The organism is Escherichia fergusonii ATCC 35469, assembly GCF_000026225.1.
Classification (GTDB): domain Bacteria; phylum Pseudomonadota; class Gammaproteobacteria; order Enterobacterales; family Enterobacteriaceae; genus Escherichia; species Escherichia fergusonii.
On sequence record NC_011740.1, the window covers coordinates 2,415,146 to 2,429,828 of the forward strand.

Here is a 14,683-nt window from a genome sequence, read left to right on the forward strand (position 1 = left end):
GCGTAACCTGACGCCTTATTATCAGTTATCCACGTAGTGTAGCCGCAAAATCCAGCATACGATTAAGCGGCACCAGCGCCCTCTCTCGCAGCCTTTCATCAACATGAACCTCGTAATTGCTTTCTTCCTGTTCTAATGCTTCTGCGATGGCCTGAAGGCCATTCATCGCCATCCAAGGACAATGCGCGCAGCTGCGGCAGGTTGCGCCCTCACCCGCGGTTGGTGCTTCCAGTAACTCTTTATCTGGCACCGCCTGCTGCATTTTGTAGAAAATACCCCGATCGGTTGCCACGATAAGTCGCTGATGTGGCAATGTTTTCGCAGCAGCGATCAGTTGACTGGTGGAACCGACCGCATCTGCCATATCTACAATAGCTTGTGGTGATTCTGGATGCACCAGTATGGCAGCATCCGGGTATTGTTTTTGCAAGCGGGTTAACGCCTGAGTCTTAAATTCATCATGCACAATGCAGGTACCCTGCCAACATAAAATGTCTGCGCCCGTCTGTTTTTGCACGTAACGCCCCAGATGTTTGTCGGGTGCCCAGATGATTTTTTCCCCCAAACTATCCAGATGATCAATAAGTTCGACGGCAATGCTTGAAGTTACCACCCAATCTGCGCGCGCTTTTACCACCGCAGAAGTGTTGGCGTAGACGACGACAGTACGGTCGGGATGGGCATCGCAAAATGCGTTAAATTGATCAACAGGGCAACCGAGATCCAGTGAACATTCAGCCTGAAGTGTCGGCATCAGAATTGTTTTTTCCGGACTGAGAATCTTGGCGGTTTCTCCCATAAATCTCACCCCAGCGACTAACAACGTAGAAGCGGGATGCTTTGCACCGAAGCGCGCCATTTCCAGAGAATCAGAAATACAGCCACCGGTTTCTTCTGCCAGTTGTTGAATTTCGGGGTCGGTATAGTAGTGGGCAACCATCACCGCATTACGTTCTTTTAGCAGACGTTTTATCTTCTCGCGGTAATACGCTTTTTCATCAATGCTTAACGGCGTCGGTTTCGTGGGGAAAGGATAAATCGCCGTGTCTGGATCAAACATCACGCTCATCTTACCATCTCGTTTTACAGGCTTAACGTTAAAACCGACATAAGCGTGATATTCGCTGTTATCGGCATAATTTGTTTTATATGCTAAACAAGATAGTCGAATGGTAGGGAAAAGTCACTCGAATTACGTATGAGATGCCGAATGCCACACTTTGCGTCTTATTCCTCCGACGTAGAGTCGTTTACGCAGCAAGCGCGGAGTATGTCATCAGGGTCAAGAATTGAAATTGAGAGATGCCTGAATAGCAAAAAAGCGCCTTTAGGGCGCTTTTTTACATTGGTGGGTCGTGCAGGATTCGAACCTGCGACCAATTGATTAAAAGTCAACTGCTCTACCAACTGAGCTAACGACCCCTTGCGGGATTATGCTGCTTTAATCATTCAGGATGGTGGGTCGTGCAGGATTCGAACCTGCGACCAATTGATTAAAAGTCAACTGCTCTACCAACTGAGCTAACGACCCATACGGGTGTTACCTGAAAGATTTCTACTCAAGGCCAATCTTTAAGATTGGTGGGTCATGCAGGATGACTCGCTTTGCTCGCCCTACGGGCCGTTGCTGACGCAACGTTATCCTACACGCTTAACATCTGAGTTTGATGTTAAAACTGGTGGGTCGTGCAGGATTCGAACCTGCGACCAATTGATTAAAAGTCAACTGCTCTACCAACTGAGCTAACGACCCGAGTGGTGGGTGATGACGGGATCGAACCGCCGACCCCCTCCTTGTAAGGGAGGTGCTCTCCCAGCTGAGCTAATCACCCGATACTGCGCTGGATACTACAAACTACTTCCACCGACCACCACTGCAATTAGTGGTGGGTCGTGCAGGATTCGAACCTGCGACCAATTGATTAAAAGTCAACTGCTCTACCAACTGAGCTAACGACCCGGTGGTGGGTGATGACGGGATCGAACCGCCGACCCCCTCCTTGTAAGGGAGGTGCTCTCCCAGCTGAGCTAATCACCCGATACTACGCTGGATACTACAACTAACTACGTTAGTGGTGGGTCGTGCAGGATTCGAACCTGCGACCAATTGATTAAAAGTCAACTGCTCTACCAACTGAGCTAACGACCCACTTTTTCGTTGCTTTCGGTTTGTTCGATATCCCGTGGCAACGGCGGCATATATTACTGATTTCAGATTTGAGCGCAACAAAAATTTCGATGTAGATCACTCAACTGCTTATGATTCGCACGACAAGACCAGAAATAATGCGACTTCTGGTCGTGTGTTATGCATTACATCGCGTTCAAGCGTTTTTGTGCTTGTTTAGCACCATCACTACCAGGATATTTATTGATAACCTGTTGGTAAACAGCTTTCGCTTTTGCGGTGTCACCTTTGTCCTGCATGATAACGCCGACTTTAAACATCGCATCTGCAGCTTTTGGTGACTTCGGATAGTTTTTCACTACTGAAGCAAAATAGTAAGCCGCATCATCTTTCTTACCCTTATTGTAATTCAACTGACCGAGCCAATAATTCGCATTTGGCAGGTAAGTGGAATCCGGGTATTTCTTGATGAAGTTTTGAAACGCCACAATTGCATCATCCTGGCGAGATTTATCCTGTACCAGCGCTATTGCCGCATTGTAATCGGTATTAGCGTCACCACTTTGTACTGGTGTGCCTGACGCCGCAGCTCCGGTTTCAGGTGCAGTTGATGCTCCTGTTGCCGCTCCGCTCTGATCTCCACTGGCAGATTGTGCCGCAGTTCCACCACTACTCAAACTATCCATCTGCAGCATGATCTGCTTTTGACGTTCAATAGCCTGGTTTAGCTGATACTGACTTTCCTGGATTTGACCACGCAAAGAATCAATATCGGACTGGTTATCAGAGATTTGTTGTTGAAGTTGAGTTAAAAGCTGGCTATGAGCATTAGAAATACGCTCAAGTTGAGTGACACGGTCTTCGACCGAGCCTGAGCCGACACTACTGATTGGCGCCTGAGCAAAAGCGGCCCAGGGGGCCGCTATGCCAACCAGTAACGACAGACTCAACAAGTGATGTCTGAAGTTACTGCTCATGCAATTCTCTTAGTAAACCAGTACGGCACGACGGTTTTTGGAGTATGCCGCTTCGTCATGACCCAATACTGCAGGTTTTTCTTTACCGTAAGAAACGATGGAGATCTGGTCTGCAGAAACGCCTTTACCCTGCAGGTACATCTTAACGGCGTTCGCACGACGTTCACCCAGGGAGATGTTGTATTCCGGAGTACCACGTTCGTCCGCGTGACCTTCTACGGTGACTTTGTAAGACGGGTTGCTACGCAGGAAGTTTGCGTGTGCATCCAGCATTTGAGCAAAATCAGAACGGATGTCGTACTTGTCCAGATCGAAGTATACGATGTTGTTCTGTTGCAGCTGTTGCATTTGCAGACGTGCCTGCTCTTCAGAAGACATGTTGCCGTTGCCGCCGTTAATGTCAGTGCCGGCACCGCCGTTCAGCATGCCTTCGCTGCCGTCATTGCTAGCGTTCTTGTTGGAAGAACATGCCGCAATTGCCATAACCGGCAGAGCGATCATCAGCCCTTTCAGCACTTTGTTAAGTTGCATTTCAATGATTCCTTTACTATTCAATTAATTATTATCACAGATACGGCGACCAGGCAGGGAATTTGACCTGTCCATCAGTTGCCGGAAGACGCGCTTTGAAACGCCCATCTGTAGAAACCAAATTCAGCACGGATCCCATCCCCTGAGAAGAGCTGTAGATTACCATAGTGCCGTTAGGTGCCAGACTTGGCGTTTCATCCAGGAACGTGGACGACAGAACTTGTACGCCTCCCGTTACCAGATCTTGTTTGGCAATGTGTTGCTTACCGCCATCGGAGCTGACCATTACCATAAATTTACCGTCGCTGCTGACATCAGCATCCTGGTTTTGTGTACCTTCCCAGGTTATACGCTGTGGTGCACCGCCGTTAATATTCACTTTATACACTTGCGGACGACCAGCCTGGTCTGAAGTAAATGCCAGATTCTGACTGTCCGGGAACCAGGTTGGTTCAGTATTGTTGCTACGACCATCAGTTATCTGACGAATCTGACCAGAGGCGAGATCCATAACATACAGATTCAGACTGCCGGTTTTAGACAGGGCAAAAGCCAGCTTCGAACCATCAGGAGAGAAAGCAGGAGCACCGTTATGACGCGGGAAAGACGCAACCTTACGGATAGCACCATTCGCCAGTGTCTGGATAACCAGCTCAGAGCGACCACTTTCAAAAGTCACGTAAGCCAGCTTCGAACCATCTGGTGACCATGCAGGAGACATCAGCGGTTGTGGTGAACGGTGAACGACAAAGGGGTTGTAGCCGTCGTAATCGGATACACGCAGTTCATAAGGGAACTGGCCGCCATTGGTTTGCACAACATAAGCAAGACGAGTACGGAACGCACCTTTAATACCCGTCAGTTTTTCGAATACTTCGTCACTGACAGTATGAGCGGCGTAACGCAGCCACTGCTTATTCACTTTGAATGAATTTTGCGCCAGAACAGTTCCTGGAGCACCGCCAGTATCAACCAGCTGATAAGTAACGTTATAGGAACCGTCCGGGTTTGGTGTTACCTGACCAACAACAACAGCGTCAATAGCCAGTGCAGACCAGGCTGCTGGCTGAACTTCTTGTGCAGAAGCCGGTTGTTGTGGCAGACGAGCGCGATCAAGCGGATTAAATTTACCGCTGTAGCGCAGGTCATCACTGACAATACCACCGATATCTTCTGGTGCAGCACCAGGGCCTGCCCATTTAAAGGGAACGACACCAATCGGACGACCGGAATCAACCCCGCCGTCGATCACAATACGAACTTCTGCGTGTAGCATCGCTGCCCACAGCATCAGAAAACCAAATGCTACTCGTAATGCCTGCTTCATCATATCTCCCTTATCTGGACACAATGCCCACGATAATTTAGCAGAATTTTAACAAACTCAAATACACAAAACTACCAGAACCCAGCGACCCGCCCTATTTGTTCTTCTTCGTTATACCAGAGAAAAACAACATTACGGCTTAAAGTCCAGTGGAGCATTTTTGAACACTTCATATACCGCCTGGCTTGGTGGTTTTGGGATCTTCGCAAGTTTAGCTGCAGCAAGCGCAGCCTGACAAAGCGCAGGATCTCCACCTTCCGGCTTAATATCCAGTAACATGCCATCCGGGGCCAGTTTTATACGCAATGTACAGGTTTTACCTGCATAAAGAGATGCGTCATAAAACCTGCTTTCAATAGCAGATTTAATTTGCCCGGCATAGTTATTGATATCCTCGCCTGATGCGCCATTATTTTTAGTATTACCCACCCCAGCAGGTGAATCATGGCCTCCTTTCGGCCCACCGCCCGTTTTCGGTGCATTCTTACCAGAACTTAGCTCACCAAAAATATCATCAGCCTCTGCTGCTTTCTGGGCAGCCTTTTTGTCTGCCGCTGCTTTTTCGGCAGCCTTTTTCTCTGCTGCGGCTTTCTCGGCGGCTTTTTTCTCTGCTGCTGCTTTGTCTGCAGCGGCTTTCTCAGCAGCTTTTTTCTCTGCTGCTGCTTTGTCTGCAGCGGCTTTCTCGGCAGCTTTTTTCTCTGCTGCTGCTTTGTCTGCAGCGGCTTTCTCAGCAGCCTTTTTCTCTGCTGCTGCTTTGTCTGCAGCGGCTTTCTCAGCGGCCTTTTTCTCTGCTGCTGCTTTTTCTGCAGCGGCTTTCTCAGCAGCTTTTTTATCTGCTATTGCTTTTTCTGCTATAGCTTTTTTCTGCGCCTCTGCCTCGGCGAGTTTAGCTGCCTCTGCCTCAGCCTTTTTCTGTGCTTCTGCTTTCTTCATGGCCTCTTCAGCTTGCTGACGCTTTAACTCTGCCTGTTTTGCGTCCTCTTCAGCTTGTTTTTTCTGTTGCTGAGCGGCTATACGCTCTTTTTCAGCCTGTTTTAACCGTTCCTGCTCTGCGGCTTGTCTTTCACGGAGTTCTTCAGCCGCTTGTTGTTCCTTTTTCTTACGTTGCTCTTCGGAACGACGCGCACTGGCTTCCTGCTCCTTGATACGCTCGCTGTTTGCTACAACAGCACCAGTATCAACCATTACCGCGTCGATAGACGAACCACCGCCGCCTCCGGCTGAAGCTTCTATATTTTCATCAAACGAGCTCCAGATCAGCGCTGCAAATAAAATGACATGCAGCACTGCTGAAATAATTATCGCTCGTTTAAGTTTGTCGTTTTGTTCGGTTGCCTTTGACACTCTTGGTTCCCAAAAACTGTTCGCCCGTAACTCGCTATCTTTACGCCTGGAAACGCAGGTAATTAGATAGGCTGCGTCATTAAGCCAACCGATTTCACACCCGCACTGTGTAACAAGTTCAGTGCTTTAATGATTTCATCGTAAGGCACATCTTTCGCACCACCGATCAGGAAGACCGTTTTCGGATTGGCCTTGAATCGGCTTGAAACTTCTGCCACTACCTGCTCAGGAGGTAACCGTTCCAGTCGCTCTTTCTCAACAGATATCGCGTACTGACCAACGTCAGAAACTTCAATAATTACCGGTGGATTATCATTACTACTCACTGTTTGCGAGTCGGTAGCCTCCGGCAAGTCGACTTCCACGCTCTGGGTAATGATGGGGGCCGTTGCCATAAAGATCAGCAGCAGCACCAGCAGTACGTCCAGCAACGGTACAATGTTGATTTCGGACTTAAGATCGCGACGACCTCGCCCACGCGCTCTGGCCATGGCTTACCCCTTGTTGCTCTCGCTAACAGTAAACGCCTGGCGGTGCAGAATAGCGGTAAACTCTTCCATAAAGTTGTCGTAATTCAGCTCCAGTTTGTTTACACGTTGGTTGAGACGGTTGTAGGCCATAACTGCCGGAATAGCGGCAAACAGACCGATTGCCGTCGCAATCAACGCTTCTGCGATACCGGGCGCAACCATTTGTAACGTTGCCTGTTTTACTGCACCAAGGGCGATAAAGGCATGCATAATCCCCCAGACCGTACCAAACAGACCAATATATGGGCTGATGGAGCCAACTGTGCCGAGGAACGGAATGTGCGTTTCCAGGTTTTCAAGTTCACGGTTCATGGAAATACGCATAGCACGCGATGCCCCTTCAACAACAGCTTCAGGAGCATGACTGTTCGCCCTATGGAGACGAACAAACTCTTTGAACCCACTGTAGAAGATTTGTTCCGAACCACTGAGATTATCACGCCTTCCCTGGCTCTCCTGGTAGAGGCGAGAGAGTTCGATTCCAGACCAGAATTTATCTTCAAACGCTTCGGCTTCGCGCGCCGCTGCGTTAAGGATACGAGTCCGCTGGATAATAATGGCCCAGGATGCGATTGAAAAACCAATCAAAATCAACATGATAAGTTTAACCAGAAGGCTAGCCTTCAGGAACAAATCAAGGATATTCATGTCAGTCACTGCTTAAACTCCGCGACAATAGACTTGGGAAGCGCACGAGGCTTCATTTTGAGTGGGTCAACGCAAACAACCAGAACCTCTGCTTCATTCAGCAAAGTATTCTCGGCGTTGACAATACGTTGCGTGAAAACCAAAGAGGTGCCACGCATTGATGTTATTTCAGTCTGTATTTCGAGCATATCGTCGAGCCGCGCAGGTGCATAATATTCCACCGTCATTTTACGCACCACAAAGGCAACGCGTTCAGCCATCAGCGCCTGTTGGCTGAAGTGATGATGACGCAGCATCTCTGTGCGTGCTCTTTCATAAAAAGCGACGTAACTGGCGTGGTACACCACACCACCGGCATCGGTATCTTCATAGTAGACGCGAACCGGCCATCGAAACAGCGTTGTATTCACTTTACATCCCGGTAATGCAACAAAAGTTAGAACTTTTAAACGCTGCTACTATACGCGCGCGATTGAGGTTTGGGAATGAGGGCAAGTTAAGGGAGCGTAAAAATTTATGGACCTTCTGTGGCCCATAAATTTTTGAAGAGAATTCTCATTTAAAAGAAGAAGAAAATCAGCCCGACAATGAGAACAATATCGGCAAGCAATGGGCAAAAAATCCCTTGCCAGAGAACCTTCTGCGGACGAAAGCCTACGCCGTGAATTACACCAGCACAGACAGCCCACATCAGCAATAAACCATGCCAGATTTCCAGTTCACTGGTCTTCGCGGCAAAACGTGACGGGTCCCAAAACATACATCCTGCTAACAGAAGCGCCATCACGAAGGAAAGCGCCCGCTGGGGGCGCTTGTCCATTACCGCATACAAGGTTGCGATAATCTTGCTCATCAGATGTCTTCTTGACCGGCTTTGCCTGATTCGACGTGCTCAAGCGCCAGCGCGGTGATTACCCCAAACGAACAGGCAAGAAGCGTTCCCAGAATCCATGCGAAATACCACATTTTTAGCTCCTTACTTAGTACAGAGAGTGGGTGTTACGTTCAATATCTTCTTTGGTGATACGACCGAACATTTTCCAGTAACACCATGCGGTGTAGAGCAGAATGATCGGTACCAGAACCACCGCAACCCAGGTCATGACGTTAAGCGTCAGCTGGCTGGAAGTTGCATCCCACATTGTCAGACTTGCGTTCATCATGGTGCTGGACGGCATCACAAACGGGAACATTGCGATACCGGCAGTCAGGATGATGCAGGCCAGCGTCAGTGAGGAGAACACAAACGCCCATGCGGCTTTATCCATACGTGCAGTCAGGATAGTCAGCAGAGGCAGAACCACACCCAGCGCCGGAATAGCCCACAGAATTGGCGTGTTGTTGAAGTTAACCAGCCATGCGCCAGCTTCACGAACCACTTCTTTATTCAGCGGGTTAGATGCCGCGTAATGGTCCATTGTTGATTTCACAACATAACCATCGATACCGTACATCACCCATACGCCAGCCAGTGCGAAGCAGACCAGTGTCACCAGCGCCGCCACCTGAGCTGTTGCACGGGTTCGCAGGTGCAGTTCGCCCACAGTGCGCATTTGCAGGTAGGTCGCGCCCTGAGTAATGATCATCCCTACGCTCACCACACCTGCCAGCAGGCCGAACGGGTTAAGCAGCTGGAAGAAGTTACCGGTGTAGTACAGACGCAGATATTCATCAACGTTGAACGGTACGCCCTGCAACAGGTTACCGAACGCTACACCAATCACCAGCGGCGGAACGAAGCTACCAATGAAGATGCCCCAGTCCCACATGTTACGCCAGCGGGTTTCTTCAATCTTGGAGCGGTAGTCAAAACCAACCGGACGGAAGAACAAAGACGCCAGCACGAGGATCATCGCCACATAGAAGCCGGAGAACGCAGCGGCATAGACCATCGGCCAGGCAGCAAACAGAGCGCCACCCGCAGTGATCAGCCATACCTGGTTACCGTCCCAGTGTGGTGCGATGGAGTTAATCATAATTCGACGCTCGGTGTCGTTACGACCGAGGAAACGGGTGAGCATGCCCACCCCCATGTCGAAACCGTCAGTGACTGCAAAACCAATCAGCAGAACGCCAACCAGCAGCCACCAGATAAAACGCAATACTTCATAATCGATCATTTGACGACTCCTGTCTTAGCGTGCCGGCTGAGTAGTCGTGGAAGACTGCTCAAAGTGATAGCGACCGGTTTTCAGGCTGCTTGGGCCGAGGCGTGCAAACTTGAACATTAAGAACAATTCTGCCACCAGGAACAGGGTATACAGGCCGCAAATCAGTACCATCGAGAAGATGAGATCGCCTGCGGTCAGTGACGAGTTCGCCACAGCTGTCGGCAGCACTTCACCGATAGCCCACGGTTGGCGACCATATTCAGCCACGAACCAGCCCGCTTCTACAGCAATCCACGGCAACGGAATACCGTACAATGCGGCGCGCAGCAGCCATTTTTTCTCGCCAATGCGGTTGCGGATGACACTCCAGAAAGAGAGAGCGATGATTGCCAGCAGCAGGAAGCCACACGCCACCATGATACGGAACGCGAAGTACAGCGGCGCTACACGTGGAATGGAGTCTTTGGTTGCCTGTTGAATCTGCGCTTCAGTTGCATCCGCCACGTTTGGCGTATAGCGTTTCAGCAGCAGACCGTAACCGAGGTCTTTCTTCATGCTATTGAACTGGTCACGAACCGCCTGGTCGGTAGAACCAGAACGCAGTTGCTCGAGCAGAGAGTACGCCTTCATCCCGTTACGGATGCGTTCTTCATGCTGCACCATCAGTTCTTTCAGGCCGATAACCGGGGTATCCACGGAACGCGTGGCGATAATGCCCAGTGCGTAAGGGATTTGGATCGCAAATTTGTTCGTCTGCTCATCCTGATCAGGAATACCGAACAGAGTAAAGGCAGCAGGCGCAGGTTGCGTTTCCCACTCGGCTTCAATAGCAGCCAGTTTGGTTTTCTGCACGTCGCCCATTTCGTAACCGGATTCATCACCCAGAACAATAACAGACAGAACGGCAGCCATACCGAAGCTGGCAGCGATAGCAAAGGAGCGTTTAGCGAAGGCGAAGTCACGGCCTTTCAACATATACCATGCGCTGATACCGAGGATGAACATCGCGCCAGTCACATAACCAGACGCTACAGTGTGAACGAATTTCACCTGAGCAACCGGGTTAAGCACCAGCTCGGAGAAGCTCACCATCTCCATACGCATAGTTTCAAAGTTGAAATCGGACGCGATTGGGTTTTGCATCCAGCCGTTCGCAACCAGAATCCACAGCGCGGACAGGTTTGAACCAAGCGCCACCAGCCAGGTGACACACATATGCTGAACTTTACCCAGACGATCCCAACCGAAGAAGAACAGACCTACAAAGGTGGATTCGAGGAAGAAGGCCATCAGACCTTCGATTGCCAGCGGCGCACCGAAGATATCCCCTACATAGTGGGAATAGTAAGACCAGTTAGTCCCGAACTGGAACTCCATGGTCAGACCGGTTGCCACACCCAGAGCGAAGTTGATACCAAACAACTTGCCCCAGAACTTGGTCATATCTTTATAAATCTGTTTGCCGGAAAGGACGTAGACCGTTTCCATAATGGCCAGCAGGAACGCCATACCGAGCGTCAGTGGCACAAAAAGGAAGTGGTACATCGCGGTCAAGGCAAACTGTAAGCGCGACAGTTCGACTATATCTAACATCATGACTCCTTGCTCATCGCATGAAGACTCCGAGAGTGAACCCCGTTAGAAAGGGTCACACGCATGCCCCAATAGAAATTTGTTTGATCACTTTCATCACACCATGTGAATACACAAAAACGGTGTAAAGAAAGGTTGCAAACATGTTAATAAAAACTCAAATTGATCCCACGTATATATTACGCCGCAAAATCCTTACAATAAACAGGTTTTTATTGAAGCAAATTTGCATTTTTCGACGGTGATCAATTTATAGCTAAATTGCCGCCTTTCAGCCAATTTGATCGAGAACAATTTATCTCTTTTTGATACTCATTTCCAAGATTTATACATTGATTAATATCAATTTCTACAAATTATGTTAACAATGTTTCAATAAGGTGATTTTAGTAAACTTTATGTTTAAAATGTGTGACTTATAAGACAGGGAATTAGTTTCGGTTGGTAATTAAAGATAAAAAGAGACGAAGCAAAAGCAGCACGGTTGGCCTTAATTCTTTTTTTTGGTCACTGGCTAATACGACGCAGTGTTTCAGGATTATTAATAAAGGCATAAATCCACCTTGCCAATATTAACATTTAATTAACTTATAATTATATTATAATTAACTCACTCAGGGTTATTATTTTGTTAAAAATAAAGTCACATATACGTAGCTTGAGAGTGAAGATGAACCCCAAATTGCCTGATGCGCTACGCTTACCAGTGTCTACATCATCTCTGCAATATCTTGAATTTGCATACTTTTACAGACCGAATAAGGCGTTCATGCCGCATCCGGCATGAACAAAGCGCCCTTTGTCAACAATCTGGCCGCGCATACGTGGCTTCGCTTTGGTTACTCGCTATTCAGGCAAGTCGGTAACTGAACGTTCGTGACTGGCCGGGTAAAAAAGGCCCGGACAGATTTGAACCTTGATTTTCCTCGGTAGTAATGTGTTCATCCATCATCGTTTCTGAGCAAGAAATCACCTCGCGGCTGAAAGCAACAGTCGCATCACAGGTCGCTGATTCAGCCGGATTAAACAGCCGCAAAATCACTTCTTGTCGGTCTTCAGCTTTCTTAAGTGCGCTAATCAGGCATCCCACTGGGGGCATTTTCAACAAACTATAACTTTCCGGCACGTTGAACCCGGCTTTGTTAAGCTTCATCGCATCCCATGGGATTTTGTTGTAACACTGTACTGGGGTCAGCCATGCTCGCGCCTGCTGGGCTACACCGGCGGCGGTTGGCGTACCGGTATAACTCAATAAACTTAGGCGACAAGAAAGCAGACCGCGTAGTTGTGAGTCTGGGACTGGCATTTTAATTCCTGAAGGCCGTCCAGGCCTTAAAAGCAGATCTTCTTTCCCCAGCAATCCAACTCCACGCAGCAGCGTAATGGCAAAAGATTTATTCTTTTCACCAATAACCTCAAACTCACGCAGCCCTTCGCTAAAAACAGCCAGCCCGTTACGTTCCTCTTGTAAGGCTGCATAACTGAGCATATTCCATACCGGAACAGGCGCTTCTTTCCAGCCTTCTTGTTGCCAGACATCCATCGCACTGTCGCTCACCGGGCGCGTTAGTGAACCAAACTGGGTGTCAGCCAGAACACTGTCGGTGTTAAAAGGTGTAGGGACCAGTATGCGAAGGCGATGATCGTCAGCCTGGTTATCAAGGTTGATATCCACATCAATGCGCCTGCTGTTATGACTAAGAGTGACAACCAACTCCACCCCTACTCTGCCAGTGGATTGCCGGGCGCTGCGTTCTGACAAATTGAGCGGAACTGCCATGTCATAGCGGATAACAGCCGTACTCTGCCAGGCCTCATGAGTAATCTCGCATTGCGGTTTCGCGTTCGCCGAAGTAATTACCCACTCTTCTTTTGCAGGTGAATAGTCATATTCATCACCATCATCAGAGCTTTCTTCAATTTGCAACACCCGTTCAAAGCGCACACCGCTGTCTTTATCTACCAGTTGCAGAGAACCATCCTCATTGAGCGCAATCTGCCAGAAAGCATTTTCCAGTATCCCTTCAACTTCACTTTTGGAGGTGACCACGTTGCCAGGCTGATTCGCTTCAATATAAAGCGTGCGATAGCCCATAGAAGGGACAATCTGGTTGATCTGAATATCAAACTCCATAAAGGGATCGTAATTACCGTAATGAACAATTTGCCGATCGATAAGACCAGGATCGATCTCACGGGCATGGCGAATAAAATACGGCACAGGCTGGCCGCGATCGTCCCGCAAATTAAACTGGCTGGCGCGCAGGCGCACAGTGGTGTTAATAACTTCTTCACGCGGCCAGGGCATCAGGTTAAACAGGACGAGTTTGTCGGCGTCGCTCTGCGGCATGTTGTCGGCGATTTTACGCATATAGAAACGAATCAGATTATCCGCCATGTCTTCGGCCAGTTCGAAGCGGGCGACGATTTCGCGATGAACTTTGTCACTGCAACAACAACCGATACTGTCGTGGGCATGATTTTTTAAGATCTCTTTCCACATTTTCTCCAGCAAGCCGTGGTGGTATTCAAAACCCAACGTCCAGGCCAGTGTTGCCAGCGGTTCCAGCAGATTAACAATCTTATTTTCAATACGTGCGTGGGCAATTTTGATATCCATACGCGTAGAACCGATGGTGCGATGCACGCGCATATATTTGCCATCAATAAATTCCCCTTTCAGGGTGGCCAAATTTTCGCGCTGCGCTTCTATCTTCTCAAATACCTCTTCAAAGCGGCTCATCACAAACTTACGTTGAGGGTAGATCTCACGCAGCTTATCCATCACTTCGAAGATATTTTGCTGCAATGGCATCTGATCATGACCATTCGGCAACAAAATCTCTTTGGTTACTGACGCTTTTTCCAGCACGTCAAAATAGCTGTCGAGCCGTTTACGTAATCCGTCTTCGTCCGCAGGTAAGTACTTACCGATGGCATAACCTAACGGCAGCACTTGCGCCGTCACTTCGCTGCCGTCACTGCTTTTCCATAAAAACTCGGTTTTATCAGTACCGTGGCGCTCCGAACATCCGCGCCAGAACATAGTGCGGGTAATGCCAAATCCATTGTAGATATGCGGCAGTTGCCCGGACATGCCAAAGGAGTCCGGTAAATAGCCTATTTTCATCGGCTCGCCAAACGCGAGGCAGTCACGCATTCCGTACATCAGATTACGGACTATGGATTCCGCAGAAACAATCGTGGTATCGGTCTGGGTATACCAGGGGCCGATAATCAACTTACCGGCTTCTACCAGTTTTTTCACGCGGTCTTTGTTTTCCGGCTTCACCGCGAAATAATCTTCGAGAATCGCCGTTTGCCCGTCGAGCACGTAATATTTGTATTCGTTGTCCTGTTCCAGTCGGCACAGGATCTCTTCCATATTATTGACCAGCAGAATGCGTGACTCTTCGGTAGTAAAATACCACTCCCGATCCCAGTGCATATGCGGGGTGATGTGAACGCGAGATACAGCTTTCATCGTCGTTTCC

General features: G+C 48.9%; 13 protein-coding genes and 7 tRNA genes. All 20 read right to left on the reverse strand.

Annotated elements, in window-relative coordinates:
- Positions 1-25: 25 nt before the first annotated feature.
- The 20 genes from nadA to mngB all read right to left on the reverse strand — a co-directional run bounded on the left by nadA (position 26) and on the right by mngB (position 14,673).
- Complete coding sequence (gene nadA, locus EFER_RS11855; RefSeq protein WP_000115316.1) at positions 26-1,069, reverse strand: quinolinate synthase NadA; 1,044 nt, start codon at positions 1,067-1,069, stop codon at positions 26-28.
- Between the two features lie 277 nt (positions 1,070-1,346).
- Positions 1,347-1,422: transfer RNA gene (locus EFER_RS11860), tRNA-Lys, on the reverse strand.
- A 33-nt stretch (positions 1,423-1,455) separates the two neighbouring features.
- Positions 1,456-1,531 (reverse strand) — tRNA-Lys (locus tag EFER_RS11865).
- A 146-nt stretch (positions 1,532-1,677) separates the two neighbouring features.
- Positions 1,678-1,753 (reverse strand) — tRNA-Lys (locus EFER_RS11870).
- Positions 1,754-1,756: 3 nt separating this feature from the next.
- Positions 1,757-1,832 (reverse strand) — tRNA-Val (locus EFER_RS11875).
- Between the two features lie 52 nt (positions 1,833-1,884).
- Positions 1,885-1,960: transfer RNA gene (locus tag EFER_RS11880), tRNA-Lys, on the reverse strand.
- Between the two features lie 2 nt (positions 1,961-1,962).
- Positions 1,963-2,038: transfer RNA gene (locus EFER_RS11885), tRNA-Val, on the reverse strand.
- Positions 2,039-2,073: 35 nt separating this feature from the next.
- Positions 2,074-2,149, reverse strand: a tRNA-Lys gene (locus EFER_RS11890).
- Between the two features lie 164 nt (positions 2,150-2,313).
- On the reverse strand, positions 2,314-3,105 hold the full coding sequence (cpoB, locus tag EFER_RS11895) for a cell division protein CpoB (protein ID WP_000097542.1): 792 nt from the start codon (positions 3,103-3,105) through the stop codon (positions 2,314-2,316).
- 9 nt (positions 3,106-3,114) lie between these two features.
- Complete coding sequence (gene pal / locus EFER_RS11900) at positions 3,115-3,636, reverse strand: peptidoglycan-associated lipoprotein Pal (protein ID WP_002431433.1); 522 nt, start codon at positions 3,634-3,636, stop codon at positions 3,115-3,117.
- Between the two features lie 34 nt (positions 3,637-3,670).
- Positions 3,671-4,963 (reverse strand): Tol-Pal system beta propeller repeat protein TolB, encoded by a 1,293-nt coding sequence (tolB, locus tag EFER_RS11905; RefSeq protein ID WP_015953573.1) that lies wholly within the window; start codon positions 4,961-4,963, stop codon positions 3,671-3,673.
- Between the two features lie 132 nt (positions 4,964-5,095).
- Positions 5,096-6,307, reverse strand: coding sequence for a cell envelope integrity protein TolA (tolA, locus tag EFER_RS11910; protein ID WP_000030706.1), 1,212 nt, complete (start codon positions 6,305-6,307; stop codon positions 5,096-5,098).
- Positions 6,308-6,369: 62 nt separating this feature from the next.
- Positions 6,370-6,798 carry a colicin uptake protein TolR gene (gene tolR, locus EFER_RS11915; RefSeq protein WP_000090102.1) on the reverse strand — a complete coding sequence of 143 codons (429 nt, stop codon included), beginning with the start codon at positions 6,796-6,798 and terminating at the stop codon, positions 6,370-6,372.
- Positions 6,799-6,801: 3 nt separating this feature from the next.
- The gene (tolQ, locus tag EFER_RS11920) at positions 6,802-7,494 is read right to left on the reverse strand and encodes a Tol-Pal system protein TolQ (RefSeq protein WP_000131316.1); all 693 of its coding nucleotides are present in this window, start codon (positions 7,492-7,494) and stop codon (positions 6,802-6,804) included.
- Entirely contained in the window at positions 7,491-7,895 is a 405-nt protein-coding gene (gene ybgC, locus EFER_RS11925) for a tol-pal system-associated acyl-CoA thioesterase (RefSeq protein ID WP_001098384.1), read from the reverse strand. The genes tolQ and ybgC overlap by 4 nt, the downstream gene beginning before the upstream one ends.
- Before the next feature lie 149 nt (positions 7,896-8,044).
- A complete protein-coding gene (gene ybgE / locus EFER_RS11930; RefSeq protein WP_000034606.1) occupies positions 8,045-8,338 on the reverse strand; it encodes a cyd operon protein YbgE in 294 nt (97 codons plus the stop codon).
- Entirely contained in the window at positions 8,338-8,451 is a 114-nt protein-coding gene (cydX, locus tag EFER_RS11935) for a cytochrome bd-I oxidase subunit CydX (protein WP_000270282.1), read from the reverse strand. Before cydX ends, ybgE begins: the two co-directional genes overlap by 1 nt.
- A 14-nt stretch (positions 8,452-8,465) precedes the next feature.
- Positions 8,466-9,605, reverse strand: coding sequence for a cytochrome d ubiquinol oxidase subunit II (cydB, locus tag EFER_RS11940; protein ID WP_000568275.1), 1,140 nt, complete (start codon positions 9,603-9,605; stop codon positions 8,466-8,468).
- 15 nt (positions 9,606-9,620) lie between these two features.
- Positions 9,621-11,189 (reverse strand): cytochrome ubiquinol oxidase subunit I, encoded by a 1,569-nt coding sequence (gene cydA / locus EFER_RS11945; protein ID WP_010331061.1) that lies wholly within the window; start codon positions 11,187-11,189, stop codon positions 9,621-9,623.
- Positions 11,190-12,039: 850 nt separating this feature from the next.
- Positions 12,040-14,673 (reverse strand): mannosylglycerate hydrolase, encoded by a 2,634-nt coding sequence (gene mngB, locus EFER_RS11955; protein ID WP_000648952.1) that lies wholly within the window; start codon positions 14,671-14,673, stop codon positions 12,040-12,042.
- Positions 14,674-14,683 lie beyond the last annotated feature (10 nt).

Coding starts and splice junctions, on each gene's coding strand:
- cydA (WP_010331061.1), bottom strand. CDS start 11,189: ATGTTAGATATAGTCGAACTGTCGCGCTTACAGTTTGCCTTGACCGCG.
- pal (WP_002431433.1), bottom strand. CDS start 3,636: ATGCAACTTAACAAAGTGCTGAAAGGGCTGATGATCGCTCTGCCGGTT.
- nadA (WP_000115316.1), bottom strand. CDS start 1,069: ATGAGCGTGATGTTTGATCCAGACACGGCGATTTATCCTTTCCCCACG.
- cpoB (WP_000097542.1), bottom strand. CDS start 3,105: ATGAGCAGTAACTTCAGACATCACTTGTTGAGTCTGTCGTTACTGGTT.
- mngB (WP_000648952.1), bottom strand. CDS start 14,673: ATGAAAGCTGTATCTCGCGTTCACATCACCCCGCATATGCACTGGGAT.
- ybgE (WP_000034606.1), bottom strand. CDS start 8,338: ATGAGCAAGATTATCGCAACCTTGTATGCGGTAATGGACAAGCGCCCC.
- tolB (WP_015953573.1), bottom strand. CDS start 4,963: ATGAAGCAGGCATTACGAGTAGCATTTGGTTTTCTGATGCTGTGGGCA.
- cydX (WP_000270282.1), bottom strand. CDS start 8,451: ATGTGGTATTTCGCATGGATTCTGGGAACGCTTCTTGCCTGTTCGTTT.
- tolR (WP_000090102.1), bottom strand. CDS start 6,798: ATGGCCAGAGCGCGTGGGCGAGGTCGTCGCGATCTTAAGTCCGAAATC.
- cydB (WP_000568275.1), bottom strand. CDS start 9,605: ATGATCGATTATGAAGTATTGCGTTTTATCTGGTGGCTGCTGGTTGGC.